Annotated in this window: 13 protein-coding genes; 11 read left to right on the top strand and 2 right to left on the bottom strand. The window is 58.4% G+C overall.

Annotation, left to right across the window (positions count from 1 at the left end; translation table 11 throughout):
* Positions 1-49 precede the first annotated feature (49 nt).
* Positions 50-616 (top strand): SPOR domain-containing protein, encoded by a 567-nt coding sequence (locus ACYX4K_RS15825; protein WP_475091189.1) that lies wholly within the window; start codon positions 50-52, stop codon positions 614-616.
* A 10-nt stretch (positions 617-626) separates the two neighbouring features.
* Here the strand turns inward: ACYX4K_RS15825 and ACYX4K_RS15830 are convergent, their stop codons facing one another.
* A complete protein-coding gene (locus tag ACYX4K_RS15830) occupies positions 627-860 on the bottom strand; it encodes a DUF2798 domain-containing protein (protein WP_475091188.1) in 234 nt (77 codons plus the stop codon).
* A gap of 120 nt (positions 861-980) precedes the next feature.
* Here ACYX4K_RS15830 and hslV point away from each other — a divergent pair, with 120 nt between their 5' ends.
* The 4 genes from hslV (at position 981) to ACYX4K_RS15850 (ending at position 5,199) form a co-directional block, all read left to right on the top strand.
* The gene (gene hslV / locus ACYX4K_RS15835) at positions 981-1,520 is read left to right on the top strand and encodes an ATP-dependent protease subunit HslV (RefSeq protein ID WP_010132036.1); all 540 of its coding nucleotides are present in this window, start codon (positions 981-983) and stop codon (positions 1,518-1,520) included.
* A gap of 207 nt (positions 1,521-1,727) precedes the next feature.
* A complete protein-coding gene (gene hslU, locus ACYX4K_RS15840) occupies positions 1,728-3,041 on the top strand; it encodes an ATP-dependent protease ATPase subunit HslU (protein WP_475091187.1) in 1,314 nt (437 codons plus the stop codon).
* A 63-nt stretch (positions 3,042-3,104) separates the two neighbouring features.
* Positions 3,105-3,482 (top strand): gamma-butyrobetaine hydroxylase family protein, encoded by a 378-nt coding sequence (locus ACYX4K_RS15845; RefSeq protein WP_475091186.1) that lies wholly within the window; start codon positions 3,105-3,107, stop codon positions 3,480-3,482.
* Between the two features lie 103 nt (positions 3,483-3,585).
* Positions 3,586-5,199 carry an alkaline phosphatase gene (locus ACYX4K_RS15850; protein ID WP_475091185.1) on the top strand — a complete coding sequence of 538 codons (1,614 nt, stop codon included), beginning with the start codon at positions 3,586-3,588 and terminating at the stop codon, positions 5,197-5,199.
* A 112-nt stretch (positions 5,200-5,311) separates the two neighbouring features.
* On the opposite strand, the gene ACYX4K_RS15855 is transcribed toward ACYX4K_RS15850, so the two are convergent.
* A complete protein-coding gene (locus ACYX4K_RS15855; protein ID WP_476178724.1) occupies positions 5,312-8,185 on the bottom strand; it encodes a TonB-dependent receptor domain-containing protein in 2,874 nt (957 codons plus the stop codon).
* A gap of 381 nt (positions 8,186-8,566) precedes the next feature.
* Here ACYX4K_RS15855 and ubiE point away from each other — a divergent pair, with 381 nt between their 5' ends.
* The 6 genes from ubiE to tatA all read left to right on the top strand — a co-directional run bounded on the left by ubiE (position 8,567) and on the right by tatA (position 12,998).
* The gene (ubiE, locus tag ACYX4K_RS15860; RefSeq protein WP_475091183.1) at positions 8,567-9,316 is read left to right on the top strand and encodes a bifunctional demethylmenaquinone methyltransferase/2-methoxy-6-polyprenyl-1,4-benzoquinol methylase UbiE; all 750 of its coding nucleotides are present in this window, start codon (positions 8,567-8,569) and stop codon (positions 9,314-9,316) included.
* 220 nt (positions 9,317-9,536) lie between these two features.
* The gene (locus ACYX4K_RS15865) at positions 9,537-10,220 is read left to right on the top strand and encodes a ubiquinone biosynthesis accessory factor UbiJ (RefSeq protein WP_475091182.1); all 684 of its coding nucleotides are present in this window, start codon (positions 9,537-9,539) and stop codon (positions 10,218-10,220) included.
* A 1-nt stretch (position 10,221) separates the two neighbouring features.
* Positions 10,222-11,856 carry a ubiquinone biosynthesis regulatory protein kinase UbiB gene (gene ubiB, locus ACYX4K_RS15870; RefSeq protein ID WP_475091181.1) on the top strand — a complete coding sequence of 545 codons (1,635 nt, stop codon included), beginning with the start codon at positions 10,222-10,224 and terminating at the stop codon, positions 11,854-11,856.
* Between the two features lie 54 nt (positions 11,857-11,910).
* Positions 11,911-12,318: a phosphoribosyl-AMP cyclohydrolase gene (gene hisI, locus ACYX4K_RS15875; protein WP_475091180.1), complete on the top strand. Its 408-nt coding sequence runs from the start codon at positions 11,911-11,913 to the stop codon at positions 12,316-12,318.
* 8 nt (positions 12,319-12,326) lie between these two features.
* A complete protein-coding gene (locus ACYX4K_RS15880) occupies positions 12,327-12,674 on the top strand; it encodes a phosphoribosyl-ATP diphosphatase (protein ID WP_475091179.1) in 348 nt (115 codons plus the stop codon).
* Between the two features lie 78 nt (positions 12,675-12,752).
* A complete protein-coding gene (gene tatA, locus ACYX4K_RS15885) occupies positions 12,753-12,998 on the top strand; it encodes a twin-arginine translocase TatA/TatE family subunit (RefSeq protein WP_475091178.1) in 246 nt (81 codons plus the stop codon).
* Positions 12,999-13,034 lie beyond the last annotated feature (36 nt).

Below are 13,034 nucleotides of genomic sequence, written 5' to 3' on the forward strand. Positions count from 1 at the left end.
CAATTTCCCGCCTGTAGCAATCACGATTTACAAGACCGAGAGAACGCCCATGGCCCGCCGCAATACCCGCCGCCAACAATCCACCGGCAAACCCGCCTGGGTCTGGTTTGTGCTGGGCAACTTTGTGGGTGGCTTTGCGGTATTTGTATTTCTGCTAAACGACCTCAAAACCGGGCAGACCCAGGTGGTCAAGCGCACCGAAAAGCCCGCTGCCGAGCAGCCCGCGCCGGGGGAATCGAAACCGCGCTTCGATTTTTACAAGTTGCTGGAAGAGAATGAGGTGAAAGTGCCTCAGCCGAAGAATCAGCAGGTGCGGGTCCGCAATGAGAACGGCTCCGATGCAGAAACAGCGGTGCGCAATGAGCCCAAGTCCGACCTGGTGTATATCCTTCAGGCCGCCAGCTTCCGCGAAAAGGAAGAGGCCGAGCGCCTGCGCGCCCAGCTGATGCTGGCCAACCTCGACGTCAAAGTGGAATCCGCCACCGATAGCCGCGGCACCTGGCACCGGGTTCTCGTCGGCCCATACACCAATCGATCCAAAATGGCCGCCGCGCGCGGTGTGCTCGCCGAACACCGGCTGATGCCGCTGGTGCTCAAGCGCCCGGCGCAGGGTTAATTGATCGAGACTACTCGGTCTCCACAAACTTCCGAGTCAGCCAGTGCGCCAGCGGCGCAAATAAAGAAACCAGCGGGAAGGCAATGACCCAGGCCGCAATACCCGCATGCAGCCAGCGTTCGAGAAACCCCTCCGTCAGGCCGGTATTGATGAATGTCACCACGCCAGACATCACACTCGACATCAGTAGCGACATGAAAAGCGCAAAAACCAGGGTGTAATAACGGCGCTTGATACGGGCCACAGGCAGTCCTCTCGATACTTCTGAAAGATGGCCTTGAGTATAAAGCCGCTCCCACTTAGTTGAAATCCAGCCCCGTCGACCACACTTAGTGCTCTCGAAATGTAAAACACCGAGGCACACGTGGAACAATATCGCGGCACTACCATCCTCTCCTGCCGCCGAAACGGCAAAGTCGTAATCGGCGGTGACGGGCAAGTCTCCATGGGCAATACCATCATGAAAGGCAACGCCCGCAAAGTACGCCGCCTGTACAACGACAAAGTCATCGCCGGATTCGCCGGCGGTACCGCCGACGCCTTCACCCTGTTCGAGCGCTTCGAAGCCAAGCTCCAGGCCCACAACGGCCAGCTCACCCGCGCCGCTGTGGAACTCGCCAAAGACTGGCGCACCGACCGCGCCCTGCGCCGTTTAGAGGCCCTCCTCGCCGTCGCCGACGAAACCGCCAGCCTGATCGTCACCGGCAATGGCGACGTGATTCAGCCCGAAGACGACCTCATCGCCATCGGTTCCGGCGGCCCCTTCGCCCAGTCCGCAGCGCGCGCGCTGCTCGACAATACCGAGCTGGATGCGAGAACCATTGTGGAGCAGGGATTGAAGATTGCCGGTGATATCTGTGTGTACACCAACCACAACAACACGATTGAAGAGTTGAGTTACTAGAGCTTGTCGAAGTAACGAATTGCGAATTGAAGGGCGGGCGCCGGGAATAGGTTTTCAGGACTGTCGGAAACAGGGATGTTTCCGACAGAGCGTACAGGGATGTATTCACAGCGGTCCTGAAAACCTATTCCCGGTGACCGCCCGCCACCGAACCAGCGATAGAACTTTCGAAGCTGGAACGAAGCGAAAAGAATCCGAGTAAAGACCATGTCCATGACCCCCAGAGAAATCGTCCACGAACTCGACCGCCATATTGTCGGCCAGAACGACGCCAAGCGCGCCGTTGCCATCGCCCTGCGCAATCGCTGGCGCCGCATGCAGGTTAACGAAGAACTGCGTGCGGAAATCACCCCGAAAAATATTTTGATGATCGGTCCTACTGGCGTCGGTAAAACCGAAATCGCCCGCCGCCTCGCCAAACTCGCCGGCGCACCGTTTATCAAAGTCGAAGCCACCAAATTCACCGAAGTCGGCTACGTTGGCCGCGATGTGGAATCCATCGTTCGCGACCTCGTCGAAATGGCCATCAAACTCGAACGCGAGCGCGCCACCGAAGGCGTCAAACAGCGCGCCATGGACGCCGCCGAAGACCGCGTCCTCGACGCCCTGCTGCCGCCGGCACGCAACACCGACCCCAGCGAAAAAGATTCCAGCACTCGCCAGGTCTTCCGCAAAAAACTGCGCGAAGGCGAGCTGAACGACAAAGAAATCGAAATCGAAGTCTCCGCCGGTCCAATGGGTGTGGAAATCATGGCACCTCCCGGCATGGAGGAAATGACCAATCAGCTGCAGGGCATGTTCTCCAACATGTCCAAGGGCAAAACCCAGAAGCGCAAGCTCACCGTCAAACAGGCGCTCAAGCAACTGACCGACGACGAAGCCGCCAAGCTGATCAATGACGAAGAAATCAAAACCAAAGCGATCCAGTCTGCCGAGCAGAACGGTATCGTGTTTATCGATGAAATCGACAAGGTCGCCAAGCGCCAGGAAAGCGGCGGCGCCGACGTGTCCCGCGAAGGCGTGCAGCGCGATCTGCTGCCATTGATCGAAGGCTGCACCGTCACCACCAAGTACGGCATGATCAAGACAGACCACATCCTGTTTATTGCCTCCGGCGCCTTCCACCTGTCCAAGCCCTCCGATCTGATTCCGGAGCTGCAGGGCCGTTTGCCGATTCGCGTGGAGCTGAGCTCGCTTACCTCCAAAGATTTCCAGCGTATCCTGACCGAACCCAGCGCATCGCTTACCGAGCAGCAGAAAGCGCTGCTGGGCACCGAAGGTGTCAATCTGGAATTTGCCGACGACGGTATCCAGCGTATTGCCGAAGTGGCGTTTGAGGTGAATGAGTCCACCGAGAATATCGGCGCCCGCCGCCTGCACACGGTACTGGAAAGGTTGCTGGAAGAAGTTTCCTTTGCCGGTGGTGATGGCGATACTGCGATCACCATTGATGCAGCCTATGTGGACAGGCAATTGGGCGAGCTCAGTAAAGACGAAGACCTGTCTCGTTTTATTCTCTGACGTACAACACCTTGCAGGAGCCCGCAAGCAGGCTCCTGCAGGGTTAATCTTTCCGGACACACAATGCCCCCACCGCAAAAAATCCGTCTGCAAAAAGCCGACAAGACACTCATCCTCCACTACCCGGATGCAGAATTCGAACTCCCCGCCGAGTACCTCCGCGTTTACTCTCCCAGTGCCGAAGTGCGCGGTCACGGCGCCGGCGAAGGCACCCTGGTGACCGGAAAACTGCATGTGGGAATCGAGCGGGTAGCTGCCGCCGGTCGGTATGCCCTGCAGATCTTTTTCGATGACGGTCACGATAGCGGTATCTACACCTGGGCGTATCTGCGGGAGCTGTGTGAAACCCGGCAGGAGAAGTGGCAGGCTTATCTTGAGCGCCTGGAAAACGCCGGTCAGGGCCGTGACCCTGACGAAAGCCCAGTCAAACTGATTGGCTGAATCCGAAGCAAATCTGACGCATATTTCCGGTATCCTCCCACCCCAATCACCCGGCCACGCCGGGCGCTGATCATCTTCTAAATTGCCACCGGGGGGAATACTCGTGCAATTGAACCGCTTCACACTGGCTTTCGCGCTGGCCTTTGTCGTCACACTGGCCGCCTGCCACAGTGGAAAATCTGAAACAGTCGCCGCCGACAGCTCTTCAGCCAAACCCGCCGCACCCAGACTGCCGGATAATCAGCGCAACAGTAGCTGGTTCGAGGGTGCTCGCGACGCGATCGCCAGGGCGAGCACAGTCACTATCAACAACCAGCCCGGTGCGGCAAAAAACGTCATTCTGTTCGTCGGTGATGGGATGGGTATTTCCACGGTGACCGCCGCACGGATTCTGGCGGGGCAGCTGCAAGGGAAGCCTGGTGAGGAGTACCAGCTCAGCTTTGAGAAAATGCCGTTTGCGGGCCTGATCAAGACCTACAACACCAATCAGCAGACCCCGGACTCCGCCGGTACTGCTACCGCGATGCTCTCGGGGGTGAAAACCAAAGCGGGTGTCCTCAATGTCGATGAAACCGTGGCCCGCGGCGACTGTGCGGGCAGTCTCGAGCGACCGCTGACCACCGCGGTGGAGCTTGCGGAAGAACTGGGTAAACGCACCGGTATCGTGAGCACCGCGCGCATCACCCACGCCACCCCCGCCGCCGCCTATGCCAAAGTACCGGAGCGCGGCTGGGAGCATGCTGCGCCCGCAGAGTGCAAGGATATCGCCACCCAGATGGTGGAGTTCGCGTCGGGTGACGGCGTGGACGTCATCATGGGCGGTGGCCGTCGCAGTTTTCTGCCAAAGGACGTCACCGATATCGAGGGGAAAAACGGCAAACGTGAAGACGGCATCAACCTGATTGACGCCTGGCGGGAGCGCTACGGTCGCGAGGGCGGCAATGCGGTATACATCGAAGACCAGGCGGGCTTTGATGAAATCGATGTAACCGGCACCGACAAATTATTGGGCCTGTTTGCCAGCTCCCATATGCGCTATGAGGCGGATCGTAAAAACGACAAGGCCGGTGAGCCTTCCCTGTCGGCGATGACCGGCAAAGCCATAGAACTACTGAACAAATCAGAGCGCGGATATTTCCTGCTGGTCGAGTCAGGTCGCATCGACCACGGGCACCACGCCGGCAGCGCGTTTAATGCGCTGACCGATGCCGTCGAAATGGCCAAAGCGGTACAGGTCGCGATGGACGCTACCAGCGCCGAAGATACTCTGATCGTTGTCACCGCAGATCACAGTCACGTGATGACCATCGCCGGCTACCCCACCCGTGGCAATCCGATTCTCGGCAAGGTGGTCACCAACAATAGTGAGGGCGCTCCGGAACCGGCGGTGGCGCTCGCCGCTGACGGCAAGCCCTATACCACCATTACCTACGCCAACGGTCTCGGCCATGCACACTACGGAGACAGCACCGACGCAGATGATCGCTACGAAGACCCCGTCAGTGCCGGACGCCACGACATTGCTGCTAGCGATACCGAATCTTCCGGTTACCACCAGGAAGCACTGGTACCACTGGGAAGTGAAACCCATGCGGGAGAAGATGTGGGTGTATGGGCCCGCGGCCCCGGGGCGCATCTGTTATCTGGCACCAATGAGCAGAGCCTGATTTTTCATGTGATGGCGCATGCGGGTGGGCTGCTGGAAGGTAACCAGTAGCCAGGCCAAACAGGCAGGCACAAAAAAGCCGCACTCTGGAGTGCGGCCAATCGGTAGGGGCCAGATGGCCCCTTTTTATCACTGCGGATGCAGCCTCGATCAAGAGTTGTTGTTAGAAGGTGTAGTTCACGCCCAGGTAGAAGCTGCGACCCATGGTGTCATACATGCCGGAGCCTTCGCCGGTGCCCGTCAGACGTGCAGGCGGTGCTTTGTCTTCCAGGTTGTTGATACCACCGTAAACTTCCATGTTGTCCTGGTACAGGTAGCTGGTGCGCAGGCTGTTGTAGCGCACTTCACCGGTATAGGGAATTGCGACCGCGTACTTGGATTCCTGACCGATGTCGTACAGTGCCTGATCGCCAATATAGCGGTGGCCCCAGTTTACGGACAGGTCGCCATAGCGGTAGGTCACATTTAGGTTGTAAGCGTCTTCAGGGTCACCGATTTCGCCTGCAATCGGGTCAACGCTATCCGGTTCGTTCTGGAAGGAGTAGTCGTCACGCTCCAGCAGACGGGTTCCCTGCAGGCTGAAGGTCAGGTTGCCCAGTTCGGAATTGAACAGGTCAGCCAGCGCCAGATCGTAGCGAACTTCGTAGTCGATGCCGCGAGCGGTCAGCTTTGACGCGTTGAGCGCTGAACTGGTCAGGGAGGTCAGGTCACCATTAGCCGCGCGGGAAATGTTTCCGCAGAAAGCGTTCTCGATGGAGGCGCCGTCCACACATTTATCGAGAATGGTCTGTCCGTCATAGTAGGAAATCGCATCTTCGATTTCGATATCCCAGTAGTCCATGGTCAGGGTCAACCCATCGGCGAAACGCGGGGTAATCACGACACCATAGGTGAGGGTGGATGCGGTTTCTTCCTGCAGAGTGGGGTTGCCGCCACTGAAGCCAGGCAAAGTGGGGCCGCCGTTCCAGGGTGACTCATAGTCGGGGCTCAGGCCAAGTGCTGCACAGTTGGCGCGACGCAAATCGGGGTCAGGCGCGCTGCCCAACTCACGATAGTCACAGGGGTCGTTGACGTTGTAGAAGTTTTCGCCGAGCGGCGCAAACAGCTCATCAATATTCGGGGCGCGCACCGCCTGAGATGTGGTAGCTCGGACGCGCACATCGTCGATGATTGCCCAATCGAGACCCGCTTTCCAGGCGCCGGTGCTGCCGATCGTGGAGTAGTCGGCTGCGCGGTAAGCAGTGTCGAATACCAGGCTCTGCACACCCGGCAGGTCAGACAGCAACGGAGCCGATACTTCGACATAGGCTTCTGTTACGTCGTACTCACCTTCGGCAGCTGCCAACGCGTTCATGAAGGTTTCACCGTTTTTGATGATTTCGTCGTAATCAACAGCGCTGGTTTCTTCACGGTATTCAAAGCCGCCCACGACGGACAATGGGCCCGCAGGCAGATCGATAAGGTCGCCGGTAACAAAGCCTGAAGCGACAGTCTGGGTCATTTTCTCTTCGGAGCCGGTGTCATCCAGCATGATCCAGTCAACTGTCTCTGCGGAATTCAGGCCAAATCCAAACAGATTTAAAGGCTGGCAGCCGGCGGCGCGGGCATCGGCATCGGCACAGACGATTTCACCGTCGATCTCAACAGCGTCGATTGCCTGGGAGTAGCGCTCCAGATGCTTGTTATTGATGTAGTAAATATCCGCGTTGTACTCGCCATAGACAAGGCTGGTCTCATAGCTCCAGCCACCGCCCAGTTCGCCTTTCAGGCCGGTGACAAAACGCATGGTTTCACGTTCGGCGAGATTACCGCGATAGCCCAGGTCGGAGTGCATGCGGTACATGCCAAACGCCGGCACCTCGTCCGCGACCAAGCGATCGGACAGCTCTTTATCCAGGAACGGGTTGGTGGATGAGAAGACGTTATAACTGAAGCTTCCCTGGCCCCAGCTCTCCGCTTCGTGATTGACGTACTTGGCTTCGCCGAAGAGACGCATGGAGTCGTTGATATCGAAGTGACCCTTTACGAACACATTCGATGTTTCCATACGCGGGTACATCTGGTACTGACCGACAAAGGCATAGCCGTCACCGCCTGAACAGCGGCCATCGATATCACAGACCTCGCCGGGAACGACCGGGCGCGCCGAGCCGTCATTGTTAAACGTGTAGTCGCCGTAGGGAAGGAACGCGATGCCGTTGTCGCTCAGGAAAGGAATCCGGTAGTCCTCCACGGAAATGCGGTCGGGAATATTATCGTCAGCGATAACCGCGCCAGTTTCCGGGTCGATGTTGTCCGGATTGACCAGTGACCCGTAGCCTTTGGTGATCCAGTCGCGATCGGTACCGTAGACATCGCCGCGGGTGGTGTGCTGCACACTACCGGCGATATTCGCGCGGCCGTCGAAAAGGTTCTGACCGAAAGTTACGGACAGTTCTGTGGTTTCCGCGCCACCACGCTCGGTGTCGCTGCCAAAGGCGCTGATTTTTACGCCTTCAAAGTCGTCTTTCAGAATAAAGTTGACCACGCCGGAGACCGCGTCGGCACCGTAAATAGCGGAAGCGCCGCCGGTGATCACGTCGACACGCTCTACCAGGTCTTCTGGAATGGTATTCACGTCAACCGCAGAGGTGCCTACGGAGGAAGAGATGTGGCGGCGACCGTCCTGCAGCACCAGGGTACGGGAGGTGCCCAGGCCGCGCAGGTCCAGCAGGTTAAGACCCACGGTGCCGATATAACGGCCAGAGTTTTGACCGGAGAAGGTAGAGCGCAGCGCGGGCATGGTGTTCAGAAAGTCACCCAGATTGGTCTCACCACTCAGGCTGATATCTTCAGCGGTCAGCGAGGTAACCGGGGTCGGGCTTACCGCGTTAGGGCGCGCGATACGGGAGCCGGTAACGGTGACCTGCTCGATCATCCCGTCGTCCGCCTGGGATGCGTTTACCGATTGGGTGTCTTCTTGAGCAAAAGCGGGTGAAACACCCACAGCGGCCAGAATGGCGCCGCGGATGGCCATGGACAATGCATTTGTTTTCATTATTCCCCCTTAGGGCATTTACTTGGTCAGAAATCGGCATTTAGAGTTATTTGCCGTATACCTGTAACGAATGGGAGGAAAGTTCCTTCATAAGAAAATTCCGCAAAATTATATATTGCGAGTGATGCAATAAAATCGTTATACAGTTGTCCGATTTCGGTAATATTTTGATTTTCCTGCTAAAGATTTTGGGGTGTGGCGGGTAGTTCATCTTGCTGTTTGCTGTCTGATTACTCGCGGGGCGTTCTTTTTTTAAGCGGATGGCACACCTGCAGAAACTTGGGTGTGGGCTGTCGACCTGCGTGCGGCATATCCCTTTCCAGCGGCGCCCATGTACAATATCGTCCCTAATTTTCCCGCAGCGGCAGGCACAGGCTCACAATGACGGAACGCAAAACAACCCATTTCGGCTACCAGCAGGTGCCGGTGGATGAGAAGGCCGGACGGGTGGCGGATGTTTTTCACTCGGTGGCGGCCCGCTACGATGTGATGAACGATCTGATGTCTGCTGGCATCCATCGCCTTTGGAAGCGTTTTACCATCGAGCTGTCCGCGGCGCGTCCGGGGCAGGCGATTCTGGATATTGCCGGTGGTACCGGGGATCTGACGGCGCGTTTTTCCCGTATTGTCGGCCCAACCGGCAAGGTGGTGTTGGCGGATATCAATGCGTCGATGCTGAAGGTGGGCCGCGATCGTCTGCTGGATCGCGGTATAGCGGGCAATGTGGAAACGGTGCAGGCGGATGCCCAGTACCTGCCCTTCCCGGACAATACCTTTGATTGCATTACCATTGCGTTTGGCCTGCGCAATGTGACGGATAAGGATCTGGCGCTGCGCTCGATGTTGCGGGTGCTGAAGCCCGGCGGTCGGCTGCTGGTGCTGGAGTTTTCCAAGCCGGAGTCGAAGCTGCTGGAGAAGGTCTACGATCAGTATTCTTTCCGCCTGTTGCCGTTTATGGGCAAGCTGGTGGCGGACGATGCGGACAGTTACCGCTATCTCGCCGAGAGCATCCGCATGCACCCGGATCAGGAAACCCTGAAAGGCATGATGAGCGAGGCCGGTTTCGTGGACTGTGAGTTCCACAATATGACCGGTGGCATTGTGGCTTTGCATAAGGGCATCAAGCCATAACGCTTGGGCTTCGGCCCTTGTTCTGTGGCGGCGCCGCTACCGGTGCCTGTTCGCGGGACACGCCGTAAACCCATCCATGGGGGCTCGGCTGCGGCCATCCAGGCCGCAGACGGTCCCGCAAACAGACCCCGGTATCGACGCCTTCGCATGTGACTTCAGTGCTCTAAATGCACAATGAGAAGTACAGCGACGATTCGGACATGGACGAATTCAGAAAATAATGACCGATCCCACCTTCCGCGCCGGCTTCGACGCCACCCTGGAGACCGCCATCAACACTGCCCTGCGCTACGACCCGGGTAGCCGCCAGCGCCTGGCCAGACTGGCGGGCAAGGTGCTGGCGGTAAATCTCACCGCGCCAACCCTGTCACTGTTTCTGGTCATCGACGACGAGGACGGTGAAGAGGGGGGCTATATCGAGGTCCACAGCCGCTGGAGCGGTGAGGTGACCACGGAGCTGTCCGGCTCCGCGCTGGCGTTTATCCAACTGTTGAGAAACCGCGATGCCACCCCGGCCAAACTGGGGGTGACGGTGCGTGGTTCCAGCGCTCTTTTGGCGGAGCTGCAGTCGATCCTGCGGGACCTGGATATCGATTGGGAGGAGCCGCTGGCGAAGCTGATCGGGGACTCTCCGGCACATCAGCTCGGTACCGGTGTGCGACTGGCGGCGAGTTGGTTGAAGGATGCGCTGGGGACTGCGCCGCAGGCAGCGGCGGAAGCGGTGAGTGAGGAGTGGCGGATGACGCCGCCGCAGGCGCAGTTTGAGGCGTTTGCGGACGATGTGGCGGAGTTTACTCAGGGAGTGGACCGGTTGGAGGCGCGTATTGCCCTTTTGCAAGCAAAGATAGAGGGACGAGCAAAGATAGAAGGGCGTGCAAAGCCGGACGCTCGGGGGAAACGCTGACGTGCCGATTGCGAGAAGTCTGACCATTGCGCGGGTGTTCCAGCGCTACCGCCTGAATGAATTGATCCCGGCCGAACACCAGCCGCTGTGGCTGCGCACTCTGTGGGCACCAGCGAGGCTGTTGCCAGCCAGTGCTGCGAAAAACATGGGCCGCGGTGAGCGGTTGCGTCGCGCCCTGGAGGATCTGGGGCCGATCTTTGTGAAGTTTGGGCAGTTGTTGTCCACCCGCCCGGACCTGTTGCCGCCGGATATGGTGTTGGAACTGAACCGGCTGCAGGACAATGTGCCGCCCTACCCGGCGGAGCAGTGTATTGCCCGTATCGAGGCGGCGCTGGGTGCGACCGTGGATGCGCTGTTTGCGGAGTTTGAGCGCGAGCCTCTGGCGTCTGCCTCCGTGGCCCAGGTGCACGGAGCACGCCTGAAGGGTGAAAACGGTGAGCCGGGCGCGTCGGTTGTGGTGAAGGTGTTGCGCCCGGGCATCGACAAGATCATTCAGCAGGACCTCGAGCTGCTGGGCTTTATTGCCCGCTGGATTGAGCGCTATCTGCCGGATGGTCGCCGCATGCGCCCGGTGGAGGTGGTGGAAGACTACCGCCACACCATCGAGGGCGAGCTGGATCTGGTGCGTGAGGCGTCCAACGGCTCTGAGCTGAAGCGCAATTTCACCAATTCCCCTCTTCTTTATATCCCCGAGGTCTACTGGGACTACACCCGTGAGAATGTGCTGGTGCTGGAGCGTATCGACGGTATCCCGGTTACCGATCTGAAACAGTTGCGCGCGCAGAATACCGATATGCAGCTGCTGGCCGAGCGCGGGGTGGAGATCTTCTTCAAGCAGGTGTTCGAGCACAACTTCTTCCACGCGGACATGCATCCGGGGAATATCTTTGTCTCTCGCGAACACCCGGATCGGCCCAAATACATCGCCATTGATACCGCCATCGTCGGCAGCCTGACCCGTGAGGACCAGTACTACCTGGCGCGCAACTTGCTGGCCATGTTCCGGCGCGACTATCGCATGGTGGCGGAACTGCATGTGCAGAGTGGCTGGGTGCGCAGGGATACGCCAATCAATGCCTTCGAGTCGGCGATCCGTGCGGTGTGCGAGCCGATATTTGAAAAGCCCCTGGGGGAAATCTCCTTTGCGCGGGTGCTTATCAGCCTGTTCCAGACCGCCCGGCGCTTCGATATGGAAGTGCAGCCCCAGCTGGTACTTTTGCAGAAAACTTTACTCAATATAGAAGGGTTAGGGCGACAGCTGTATCCTCAACTGGATCTGTGGAAGACTGCTCACCCGTTTCTCGAGGGGTGGATGCGCGAGCGCATTCACCCAAAGACCATCGTCGGCGAAATCCGTCGATATGGGCCGGAGTGGCTGGAAAAATTCCCGCAACTACCGCAACTGGCGTTATCTGCCCTGGAGCAGGGGCGGGAGCTGGGACCACAGCTGCAGCAGTTGAGTGAGCAACTGGCGGGCAGTAAGCGGCGGGGCCGGGCTCGCTACGCGCGTATGATTGTGGGTGGTCTGTTGGCCGCGGGGGCCGCACTGGTGGCTTCTCCGGGACTGCTGGCACAGATTCCGGTTGCCAGCTGGGTGCTGGGAGCGACGGCTTTGGCCCTGTTGCTCTGGCCTTGAGTCGCCGGGGCCCTGAAGCGTACCCGTGAGCCTACAATAACGAATGCAGTAAGGATGCACAGCGTGAGCGAAACCAAATTTACCCAGGCAGTCAGCTGGAACAGTGACGGGTTGGTGCCCGCCATTGCTCAGGACTTCAAGTCCGGTCGGGTGCTGATGATGGCGTGGATGAACGAAGAGTCCCTGCGCCTGACGGCAGCAGAGGGGCGCGCGGTCTACTGGTCGCGCTCTCGCGGCAAGCTCTGGCGCAAGGGCGAGTCCTCCGGGCATGTGCAGCAGGTGCGCGAGATCCGCCTCGACTGCGACGGCGATACCATTGTGCTGTTGGTGGAACAGCTTGGTGGCATCGCGTGTCATACCGGACGCACCAGCTGCTTTTATCAGGTTCTGGAAGATGGCCAGTGGCATATCCGCCAGCCGGTGATTACCGACCCGAAAGAGATCTATTCAGGGGAGAAATAGGCCGCGTCATGAGTAACATGCTGACACAACTGGATCGGGTGCTGCGGATGCGCATGCACGAGGGTGACGCAGAGTCTTCCTACGTGGCGAGTCTGCATCGCAAGGGTCTGAACAAAATTCTGGAGAAGGTGGGCGAAGAGGCCACCGAGCTGGTGCTCGCGGCAAAGGATGCCGAGGGCAAGGGCGCGGAAAGCGATGAGCACCGCGCAATGATTTCAGAGACCGCAGACCTGTGGTTTCACTCGCTGGTGATGCTCAACCACCTGGGTGCCGATTCCCGCGAGGTACTGGATGAACTGGGGCGCCGTTTCGGGCTCTCCGGGCTGGATGAAAAAGCGTCCCGCGGCAAAGACTGAGCGACGGGAACTTTGCAATGAACAGCGCAGCACCAGCGCTGGGCGAACAGTGAAAGAATTTAATCAGGAGCATTTCTCATGGGTATTAGCTGGCAACAACTACTGATTCTGCTGGTCATCGTACTGTTGATCTTTGGTACCAAGCGCCTGCGCAATCTCGGTGGTGATCTGGGCGGTGCCATAAAGGGCTTCAAAAAAGCCATGAAAGAAGAAGATAAAAAAGGCGAAGACGAAGACAAAGAGCCGGAGCTGCTGGAAAAAGACGAAACTGCCAAGCCGCAGCAGAAAACTGCTACCGAAGAAAAACAGTCCCAGGACAAATAAGTCCCGGCAGACCGTTTTGGTCTCGTCCGTGGTTAA

This window comes from Microbulbifer sp. ABF4_107, from assembly GCF_056312215.1.

Coding starts and splice junctions, on each gene's coding strand:
- ACYX4K_RS15880 (WP_475091179.1), top strand. CDS start 12,327: ATGAGTAACATGCTGACACAACTGGATCGGGTGCTGCGGATGCGCATG.
- ACYX4K_RS15855 (WP_476178724.1), bottom strand. CDS start 8,185: ATGAAAACAAATGCATTGTCCATGGCCATCCGCGGCGCCATTCTGGCC.
- ACYX4K_RS15845 (WP_475091186.1), top strand. CDS start 3,105: ATGCCCCCACCGCAAAAAATCCGTCTGCAAAAAGCCGACAAGACACTC.
- ubiE (WP_475091183.1), top strand. CDS start 8,567: ATGACGGAACGCAAAACAACCCATTTCGGCTACCAGCAGGTGCCGGTG.
- ACYX4K_RS15865 (WP_475091182.1), top strand. CDS start 9,537: ATGACCGATCCCACCTTCCGCGCCGGCTTCGACGCCACCCTGGAGACC.
- hslU (WP_475091187.1), top strand. CDS start 1,728: ATGTCCATGACCCCCAGAGAAATCGTCCACGAACTCGACCGCCATATT.
- tatA (WP_475091178.1), top strand. CDS start 12,753: ATGGGTATTAGCTGGCAACAACTACTGATTCTGCTGGTCATCGTACTG.
- ACYX4K_RS15825 (WP_475091189.1), top strand. CDS start 50: ATGGCCCGCCGCAATACCCGCCGCCAACAATCCACCGGCAAACCCGCC.
- hisI (WP_475091180.1), top strand. CDS start 11,911: ATGCACAGCGTGAGCGAAACCAAATTTACCCAGGCAGTCAGCTGGAAC.